Origin of the sequence: Pseudomonas syringae, assembly GCF_021605415.1 — a bacterium.
Classification (GTDB): Bacteria; Pseudomonadota; Gammaproteobacteria; order Pseudomonadales; family Pseudomonadaceae; genus Aquipseudomonas; species Aquipseudomonas syringae_S.
The window spans coordinates 55,987-65,406 of record NZ_WKEQ01000034.1 but is presented as its reverse complement, the minus strand read 5'-3'; the positions used below and the strand labels follow the sequence as shown (position 1 = coordinate 65,406).

At 58.0% G+C, this 9,420-nt stretch carries 9 protein-coding genes and 2 tRNA genes; 4 read left to right on the top strand and 7 right to left on the bottom strand.

Annotated elements, in window-relative coordinates; translation table 11 throughout:
• Window positions 1–27: 27 nt before the first annotated feature.
• A tRNA-Met gene (locus GIW69_RS21125) sits at window positions 28–104 on the bottom strand.
• A gap of 215 nt (window positions 105–319) precedes the next feature.
• A tRNA-Met gene (locus GIW69_RS21120) sits at window positions 320–396 on the bottom strand.
• A gap of 280 nt (window positions 397–676) precedes the next feature.
• Between GIW69_RS21120 and dinB the strand changes: the two genes are divergently transcribed.
• A complete protein-coding gene (dinB, locus tag GIW69_RS21115) occupies window positions 677–1,738 on the top strand; it encodes a DNA polymerase IV (RefSeq protein WP_236484720.1) in 1,062 nt (353 codons plus the stop codon).
• A gap of 110 nt (window positions 1,739–1,848) precedes the next feature.
• Here the strand turns inward: dinB and GIW69_RS21110 are convergent, their stop codons facing one another.
• The 4 genes from GIW69_RS21110 to GIW69_RS21095 all read right to left on the bottom strand — a co-directional run bounded on the left by GIW69_RS21110 (window position 1,849) and on the right by GIW69_RS21095 (window position 6,633).
• Entirely contained in the window at window positions 1,849–2,802 is a 954-nt protein-coding gene (locus tag GIW69_RS21110; protein ID WP_236484719.1) for a hypothetical protein, read from the bottom strand.
• A gap of 17 nt (window positions 2,803–2,819) precedes the next feature.
• Entirely contained in the window at window positions 2,820–4,535 is a 1,716-nt protein-coding gene (locus GIW69_RS21105) for a proline--tRNA ligase (protein WP_236484718.1), read from the bottom strand.
• Between the two features lie 129 nt (window positions 4,536–4,664).
• Window positions 4,665–6,236 (bottom strand): AmpG family muropeptide MFS transporter, encoded by a 1,572-nt coding sequence (locus tag GIW69_RS21100; RefSeq protein WP_236484717.1) that lies wholly within the window; start codon window positions 6,234–6,236, stop codon window positions 4,665–4,667.
• Between the two features lie 43 nt (window positions 6,237–6,279).
• Window positions 6,280–6,633, bottom strand: coding sequence for an MGMT family protein (locus GIW69_RS21095; RefSeq protein ID WP_236484716.1), 354 nt, complete (start codon window positions 6,631–6,633; stop codon window positions 6,280–6,282).
• Window positions 6,634–6,799: 166 nt separating this feature from the next.
• Here GIW69_RS21095 and GIW69_RS21090 point away from each other — a divergent pair, with 166 nt between their 5' ends.
• Entirely contained in the window at window positions 6,800–7,807 is a 1,008-nt protein-coding gene (locus tag GIW69_RS21090; RefSeq protein WP_236484715.1) for a DUF481 domain-containing protein, read from the top strand.
• Window positions 7,808–7,974: 167 nt separating this feature from the next.
• Here GIW69_RS21090 and GIW69_RS21085 read toward each other — a convergent pair whose 3' ends face one another.
• Window positions 7,975–8,184: a cold-shock protein gene (locus GIW69_RS21085; protein ID WP_002554837.1), complete on the bottom strand. Its 210-nt coding sequence runs from the start codon at window positions 8,182–8,184 to the stop codon at window positions 7,975–7,977.
• Window positions 8,185–8,536: 352 nt separating this feature from the next.
• Here GIW69_RS21085 and dcd point away from each other — a divergent pair, with 352 nt between their 5' ends.
• Window positions 8,537–9,103 (top strand): dCTP deaminase, encoded by a 567-nt coding sequence (gene dcd / locus GIW69_RS21080; protein WP_025110799.1) that lies wholly within the window; start codon window positions 8,537–8,539, stop codon window positions 9,101–9,103.
• Window positions 9,104–9,206: 103 nt separating this feature from the next.
• Window positions 9,207–9,413, top strand: coding sequence for a hypothetical protein (locus GIW69_RS21075; protein WP_236484714.1), 207 nt, complete (start codon window positions 9,207–9,209; stop codon window positions 9,411–9,413).
• Window positions 9,414–9,420 lie beyond the last annotated feature (7 nt).

Genomic DNA, 9,420 nt, shown 5'->3' with positions numbered 1-9,420 from the left:
CTCTTTCGAGTAGCCTTTTTTGATGTTTGGTTGCGGGAGCCGGATTTGAACCGACGACCTTCGGGTTATGAGCCCGACGAGCTACCAGACTGCTCCATCCCGCGTCTGTGTGGCGGCATTCTACAGACGATCGACGAGGTGTCAACCGTTAATCAACCGAAGGGTCAAATAAACGTGAGATCGCGTCAATCCGTCGCAGGTAGACGCCTAAGCTTAGGAAATGCAACAAATTCCTGTTCAGTCGCCTGACTGGTCGGATCCACTTGAAAACGGACAGGCACAAAAAAGGCCACTCTTTCGAGTAGCCTTTTTTGATGTTTGGTTGCGGGAGCCGGATTTGAACCGACGACCTTCGGGTTATGAGCCCGACGAGCTACCAGACTGCTCCATCCCGCGTCTGTGTGGCGGCATTCTACAGAGGATCGGCGGGGTGTCAACCTTGTTTCTGAATAAAATCTGTTCAGGTTCAATCGGTTAGCGATTCTTAAGGTCGTCTGGAGGGGCTGCAGGACAGGCGGGGCAAAGGTTTCAGCTCTATCGAGACTGGTTTTTCGATTGAGAAAATAAATTCATCGGCCTTTTCCTACGCATTTAAAAGAACATTCAGACTACTGGTGCTATATACAGGTGTCAGTGAGATACTGCCGATCCGGCTCGCCATGTTTCCTCTTCTGTCATGACTCAGCGAAAGATCATCCACGTAGACTGCGACTGTTTCTACGCCGCCATCGAGATGCGCGACGACCCCAACCTCGCTGGCAAGCCGCTGGCCGTGGGCGGATCGGCGGATCGGCGCGGGGTGATCGCCACCTGTAACTACGAGGCGCGGGCTTATGGTGTGCGGTCGGCGATGTCTTCCGGGCATGCCTTGAAGCTGTGCCCGGATCTGACCATCGTCAAGCCACGCATGGACGCCTATCGCGAGGCCTCAAAGGAAATCCACACGATTTTCAGCGACTACACCGACCTCATCGAGCCGCTGTCGCTGGATGAGGCTTATCTCGATGTGTCCGACAGCGCCCATTTCGGCGGCAGTGCCACGCGTATTGCCCAGGACATTCGTCGACGCGTCTCCAATCAATTGCACATCACGGTCTCCGCAGGCGTTGCACCGAACAAGTTTCTCGCCAAGATCGCCAGCGACTGGAAAAAGCCCAATGGGCTTTTTGTGATCACGCCGGATCAGGTCGAAGACTTCGTCAGCGGCTTGCCGGTAAACAAGTTGCACGGTGTCGGCAAAGTCACCGCCGACAAGCTGAGCCGGCTCGGCATCAGCGACTGTTTGCACCTGCGCGAGTGGGACAAGTTGGCGCTGGTGCGAGAGTTCGGCAGTTTCGGTGAGCGACTGTGGAGTCTGGCCCGTGGGATCGATGAGCGGGCGGTGCACAACGACAGTCGTCGTCAGTCGATCAGTGTCGAAAATACCTACGACGTTGATTTGCCAGATCTGCGCAGTTGCCTGGACAAACTGCCGGAGCTGCTCGAAACCCTGAAAACCCGCATGGCGCGAATCGACAGTAGCTACCGTCCGGGCAAGCCGTTCGTCAAAGTGAAATTTCATGACTTTACCCAGACCACGCTGGAGCAGGCCGGGGCAGGGCGGGATCTGGGAAGTTATCAGTTGATGCTGACGCAGGCATTCAATCGCGGGGGGAAACCGGTGCGGTTGCTCGGCGTCGGGGTGAGGCTGGAGGATTTGCGCGGTGGGTTTGAGCAGATGGAATTGTTTGAGCGGTAGGTGTGGTGGTGTTGCTGATATCGCTTTCGCGAGCAGGCTCGCTCCCACATTGGTTCTGTGTCATGCACAAATTTAATGTGTGAGCGAGCCTGCTCGCGAAGCTTCTGCTGTTAATTCGGTCCTGGATCCGCGACCAATCGCCCGGCATCCTTGGTCAGCGACTTGAGAAACTCAGCCTGCAACTCAGGATCGTTGCGCGTCAACTCGATCAAGCTCTGTTCCAGTTCGCTGGCTTCTTCTTCCAGCCCCAGTTCCGAGAGACGTTTGACCCGGTGGACCCACTCGCTGACTTCGTCATCTTCCAGATCGTCGTAGATCAGCCCGTGCGCCTCCAGCAATTTTCCGCGTAGGTGGCTGCTGATCATCAGGGATGAGTCAGAGTGAACATCATCCTTGGCATCCTCGACGCTGATCTGCAATTTGCCGACATGATTGAGATCATTCTCGGCAAACGGACTGTCGAGCAGGTTCAGACGCAACACGCCGTTACGGTCGGTGGTCATCTCGAAGGTCTGTTTGCCCGCCTTGACCTGCACTGGACGCTCGCTCCATGGCAGGCTCGAATATTCCGTGCGCTTGTCGCGCTGGAGTTCGTCGATACCGGCCAGGTTCTGCTGCGCACGACCGTTGGATTGCGCGTTCATGAACGGGTTGAGCCCGGCAAAACCGTAGCTGAACCAGTCCTTGGTCACGCTATCGGGCAGGTTGCCGAGCGCAAACACATTGACCACGTTCGCGCCGACACCGCCCACCACGGCGACCACGCCGAGCGGGATCTCGTAGATCTCCCGCCACGGTTGGTACGGTGTGTAGCGATCATAACGACGTGTCACTTCGAACTCTGTGACTTCGAAGGTTTTCTGCTCGTTGATCTTCACACGCCGTTGCGGCAGCTCGAGCACCTTGGGATCACCGACATCGATCTGCAGACTGTGGTCGAGCAATTTGCGCTCGACGCGTTCCTCGTGCTCGCTGCGTTGTGACATGTGATTGGCACAGCCGCTGACCAGCAGGGTGCCGCACAGGGCGGCACCACCGAGGCCTAAGGTGTTTCGCTTGAACATGACGTCTCTATCTGGTTTCAGCGGCGGATACGGGCCTGAAGGAAGGACAGCACATCGGCGACCGGCAGCGCTTGCGGCTCGGCCTCGGAACGGCTCTTGTATTCCAGGTTGCCTTCGGCGAGGCCACGGTCGCTGACCACGATGCGATGCGGGATGCCGATCAGTTCCATGTCCGCGAACTTGATGCCCGGGCTGGTTTTCTTGTCGCGATCGTCCAGCAACACCTCGAAACCGGCCGCCGTCAGTTCGGCGTACAGCTTGTCGGTGGCTTCGCGCACCTGCTCGGTCTCATAGCGCAGCGGTACCAGCGCAATCTGGAACGGCGCCAGGGTGTCGCTCCAGATGATGCCTTTCTCGTCGTTGTTCTGCTCGATGGCGGCGGCAACCACACGGGATACACCGATGCCGTAGCAGCCCATTTCCAGGGTGACTGGCTTGCCGTTCTCGCCCAGCACTTCGCACTTCATCGCTTTGCTGTACTTGTTGCCAAGCTGGAAGATGTGCCCGACTTCAATGCCTCGCTTGATTTCCAGGGTGCCCTTGCCGTCCGGGCTTGGGTCGCCAGCGACGACGTTGCGCAGGTCGGCCACGGTCGGAACCGGCAGATCACGCTCCCAGTTCACGCCGAAGTAGTGCTTGTCGTCGATGTTCGCGCCGATGCCGAAGTCGCTCATCAGTTCGACCGAGCGGTCGATGATGATTGGCAATGGCAGGTTCAGCGGGCCGAGGGAGCCGGCGCCGGCACCGATCGCGTCACGCAGTTCGGCATCGGACGCCATCACCAGCGGGCTGGCAACGCCTGGCTGGTTGGCCGCCTTGATTTCGTTCAGTTCGTGGTCGCCACGGATAATCAGGGCAATCAGCTTGCCTTCTTCTTCCGCGTGGACGATCAGCGTCTTGATGGTCTTTTCAATCGGTAGATTGAATTTTTCCACCAGCGCCACGATGGTTTTGGTGTCCGGGGTATCGACCAGGCGCAGCTCTTCAGTGGCAGCGCCGCGCGAGGTTTCGCGCGGCACGGCTTCGGCCTTCTCGATGTTCGCGGCGTAGTCGGAGCCGTTGCTGAAGACGATATCGTCTTCGCCGGACTCGGCCAGTACGTGGAACTCGTGGGACCCGGCACCGCCGATGGAGCCGTTGTCGGCTTCAACCGGACGGAACTTCAGGCCCAGACGCGTGAAGATGTTGCAGTACGCCAGGTGCATGCGGTCATAAGTGACTTGCAGCGACGGCTGGTCGGCGTGGAAGGAGTACGAGTCCTTCATGATGAATTCGCGACCGCGCATCAAGCCGAAGCGTGGACGGATTTCGTCACGGAATTTGGTCTGGATCTGATACAGGTTGATCGGCAGCTGTTTGTAGCTGCTCAACTCGTTGCGCATCAGGTCGGTGATCACTTCTTCGTGAGTCGGGCCCGCGCAGAAATCGCGACCGTGGCGATCTTTGATGCGCAGCAGTTCAGGGCCGTATTCGTCCCAGCGCCCCGATTCCTGCCACAGCTCGGCCGGTTGGGTGCTCGGCATCAACACTTCCAGAGAGCCGGCGGCGTTCATCTCTTCGCGAACGATGGCTTCAACCTTGCGCATAACCCGCAGGCCCATGGGCAGCCAGGTGTACAGGCCCGAGGCAAGTTTGCGGATCATGCCGGCGCGCAGCATCAACTGATGGCTGATCACGACCGCGTCGGAAGGCGTTTCTTTCTGTGTGGCGAGCAAAAATTGACTGGTGCGCATGGTTGGCCGTTGTCGGTTGCTGAGACTGGAAATGACGGAGCAGTGTACCGGCGAGTTTTGCTGACGTACAGGCGTGCGGTCGGAGGTGAGGCGGCACGGCGGAAAACCTCCCGCCGTTTGCGAAATGTCTTACGTCGAACTGCGGGATTCTTCCGTGACGGGCGTCGGTGCCGGCTCGGGCGTCGGTGTCGGGCCTTCGCGGCGGCTTTCCTGGAACCAGTGCAGGGCGATCAACAGCAGTGTCGGCACGCCGAGCATCGCCGTGATCAGGAAGAAGTTGTGATATCCGAACTTCTCGACCATCACCCCGGAATAACCCCCGATCAAGCGTGGCAGCAGGAGCATGATCGAGCTGAGCAGGGCGTATTGGGTGGCGGAGAATTTCAGGTTGGTCAAGCTCGACAAATAAGCAACAAACGCCGACGTGGCCAGGCCTGAGCTGAAGTTGTCCAGCGAGATGGTGACCACCAGCATTTGCAGGTTCGGGCCCATGTCGGCGAGCATCAGGAACAGCAGGTTGGTGCCTGCGGAGGCCACGCCGCCGATGAACAGGATCGGCAAAATGCCGAAGCGCACGATCAGCAGGCCGCCCATGCCGGCGCCGACCAGGGTCATGATCAAGCCGAAAATCTTGCTGACGCTGGCGATCTGATCCTTGGTGAAGCCTTGGTCGATGTAAAACACGTTGGCCATCACGCCCATCACCGTGTCGGACATCCGATACGTGGCGATCAGGCCGAGCAGCAGCAGCGCTTGCCAGCGGTAACGAAGGATGAAGTCGTTGACCGGCGTCAGCACCGGCGCCAGGCCTCGACGACCCATGGCCGAGAGACACAGCGCGGTCAGCGTGCCATAGAGGATCGAGCGCATGAGCGCACGGTCTTCCAGCAGCAAATCCAACGGGCTGACCCCGCCGAACAGGACGCTGGCGAAATCGGTGTTGTAAAGCTGAGTGAATGTGGCGGGCACGGAGACCAGCAACACGATCAGCACGAACACCGACATTAGTTGGTGCATGAACGTGTAGCGCCCGGCCTGCAATTGGGTGCGCAGCGGCACCGGTGGCTCGCGCATGAATAATGTGGTCAGCAGGGCCGGGATCATCAAGGCGCCGAACAGCACGTAGGTGCCTGTCCACGCCGAATGTTTGTAGTTGAATCCCGTTGAGCCAAAGCCCTCGGCAAAAAACAGCGCACCGGCGGTAGCCAGCAGGGCGGCCACGCGATAGCCCGACATATAGCTGGCGGCGAGGGCAGCCTGGCGGCTCTCGTCGGCGATTTCGAGGCGATAGGCGTCGACCGCGATGTCTTGGGTGGCGGAGGCGAACGCAACGACGACGGCAATGGCGATCAGCCAGGACAAATGCTTTTGCGGATCACAGAAGCCCATGCCGATGAGGCCCAGGATCACCAGGGTTTGCGCAAGCACAAGCCACGAACGGCGTCGACCGAGTTTGCCGAGAAAGGGCAGGCGCCATTGGTCGAGCAGCGGTGACCACACCCATTTAAAGGCATAGGCCAGACCGATCAGGCTGGCGTAGCCAATGGTTTCACGGGCCACGCCGGCTTCACGCAGCCAGACCGAAAGCGTCGAAAACACCAGCATGTACGGCAGGCCGGCGGCGAAACCCAGCAACAACAGCACAAGCGTCGAAGGACTGGCATAAGCGGCTAGCGCGGCGCGCCAGGTTTTACGGGGCATGGGCTGAAGTCTGCCTCAAAATTGCGGAAACAAAGCGCGCACTCTAACCGCTGTGCTCTACCGGACGCCAGCCATGGCGTCGAATATCCACACGATTGTTCTGGACGGTGATGCCTTCCATGCGCAATCGCGCCCGCTGCTCATCGCCCGATGGACTGCCCACCGGCAGACTGATCCGACCACCGGCACCGATCACGCGATGCCAAGGCAGCTTTGTATCGCCGGGCAACTGGCTGAGCGTGCGACCGACATAACGGGCGGCGCGCCCTAATCCCGCCAGTTCGGCCAATTGCCCATAGCTGACAACCTTGCCCTCGGGCACTTGGGCCAGGGTCAAGTAGAGCGCCGTGCGTCGGATTTGCGCCTGGTTTTCACTATCGTCGGTCGGGTCTGTCACCTGCGTGGTTCCTGCACAAAAGTCCCATTTATGCCGTGCAGCGACATTTCTGATCCGGCAATTGAGAAATGAACTCAATTGAAATAACCGGGTCAGTCGTTGTCATGGCCTCATTCTTACGGATAATGCCGACTTTTTTCCGCAAACCCGAGCCTTTGATTCGCCTATGTTGCCCAGAACTTTGTTGTGCCTTGCTGTTTTCAGTGCGTCCACACCTTTGCTTGCCGACACCGTCTGGTTGAAGAACGGTGACAAGCTGAGCGGTAAAATCACCCTGTTTGACGGCGGCAAGCTGTTGATCCAGACAGAGTACGCCGGTGCCGTGCCGATCGACTGGAAGCAGGTCAAGACCCTGGAAAGTGATCAGGAAATGCTGGTCAAACAGGATGAGTACAGTGGCGAGAGAGCCAAATCGCTGACAGCGGCCGAAGATGGCAAGGTCACCCTCGCCAATGGCGAAGTGCCGAAAACCGTTGAGCTGGCGAGTATTCAACAAATTCTCAAGCCGAAACCGATCGTCGAGGACTTGGTCTGGAAGGGTAATGTCGACCTGGCCCTGGATTATCAGCGCGCCGAAAAAGACACCGACGATTATGACGTCGGCTTCAAGACCACTGCGCGCCATGGTCGCTGGCGGCACACCGCCGAGGGCGAGTACAACCGCGAAGAGCAAGATGACGTAGTCACTACCGACAACTGGCGCGCCGAGTATGCGCTCGACCGCTTCCTCACGGATAAATGGTTCTGGCAGGGGCGTCTGAACTACAAGCGCGATCAGGTCGAAGAGCTGGAGCGTCAGCGCGTTGTCGGTACCGGTCCGGGTTACCAGTTCTGGGATGACGAACTCGGTGCGTTCTCGCTGGGTTCGCTGCTCAACCGCACCGACTATCAATACAGTGATGGCAGCAAGGACAACTTCTATTCCGTCGCGATGAAGTGGGACTACAACCGCTACCTGATTGGCAAAAAGGTCGAGTTCTTCACCAATGGCGAGGTCGGCAAGCCGCTGTCGGGGGTGGCGGATTACGCATTGGATGCGGAAATGGGGCTGCGCTACAAAGTCACTGATTGGGCATCGCTCAATGTCAAGGCTGAGCGTGACGTCATCAGCGGCACCGATGATGCGGATTTGAGCAAGACCCGGTATACGGCGGGTTTTGGTGTGGCTTGGTAATACGCTAAAAGATCAAAAGATCGCAGCCTGCGGCAGCTCCTGCACCGGATTGATGTTGACCCTGTAGGAGCTGCCGAAGGCTGCGATCTTTTTTGCGCATGGAAAATCAGCGCCCACAAAAAAGCCCCGCTTTTAAGGGCGGGGCTTTTTACTAAAGAAGCTACAAGTTAGATAACTTGTACTTCTTCAGCTTGCATGCCTTTCTGACCGCGGGTAGCGATGAAAGAAACCTGTTGGCCTTCTTTCAGGCTTTTGAAGCCGTCGGATTGGATAGCTTTGAAGTGAACGAACAGGTCGTCACCGGATTGTGGGGTGATGAAGCCGAAGCCTTTTTCATCGTTGAACCACTTAACGGTACCGGTTTGGCGATTAGACATGGTGTAACTCCTTGAACAAAGATAACTGCGAACCAGGAAGAACCCTGGCCGAGACTGAGTGCAAAGAGCAGGAAAAATTCTTGTAGATGGTTGGATCGAAATTCAACATATCGTGTAGAGATTCTCAGTGACACAAGCAGCACAGTGGCGCCACCTTAACCCTTTTTCCGAGACGTGCCAATGCTTCTTGCGAAGGTTTCTTTGTTTTTGGGATCGGCGGTGTGACGGTTCGTCGTCAGGCCGCGTAATTCCGGGAGGATCGGCGAGAATTGCACCGCGCACTTTGAACCCGGCGGCGCGCCCGGTAAGATGCCGGACAGATTTTTTCCACCTCGCTATTCAGGACACCGCCATGAGCATCAAATCGGACAAGTGGATTCGCCGCATGGCGCAGGAACACGGCATGATCGAACCTTTCGTCGAGCGCCAGGTGCGCGGCAATGACGATAGCCGGGTGATTTCCTACGGCGTGTCGAGCTACGGCTACGATGTCCGTTGCACCAATCATTTCAAAGTGTTCACCAACATCAATTCGGCCATCGTCGACCCGAAAAACTTCGACGCCGGCAGCTTCGTCGACATCCACAGCGACGTCTGCATCATTCCACCGAACTCGTTCGCCCTGGCCAGCACCGTCGAATACTTCCGCATTCCGCGCAACGTACTGACTATCTGCCTGGGTAAAAGCACCTACGCGCGCTGCGGCATTATTGTCAACGTCACGCCGCTCGAGCCTGAGTGGGAAGGTCACGTGACCCTGGAGTTCTCCAACACCACCAACCTGCCGGCGAAAATCTACGCCAACGAAGGCGTGGCGCAGATGCTGTTCCTTGAATCCGATGAGGAATGTGAAGTTTCCTACAAGGATCGCGGCGGCAAGTACCAGGGCCAGCGCGGCGTGACACTGCCACGCACCTGATCCGTCCGGCGGTTATCGGGAACACTTTGGCGGGCAGACACTCTATGAGGTGTACTGCCCGTTTTTGCGTGTGACGCAGCGGGCCTTCGCCGAGGAGTGTTCCATGAAGATCGATCCGCATATCACTGCCGAACTGGCACGGCTTGAGCCCAATCAGGTTGGCGTATTGGCCTGGTCCTTGTTGGCACATCCCATGGGCATGGCCGGTGGAATTCCGGGCCAGCCTGATCCTGATACCCCAAACGAACAACCGACCGAACCTGGTGAACCGACGTTGCCGGATGAGCCGCCACCCGCGCCAGTCGCCTGATCGGTAC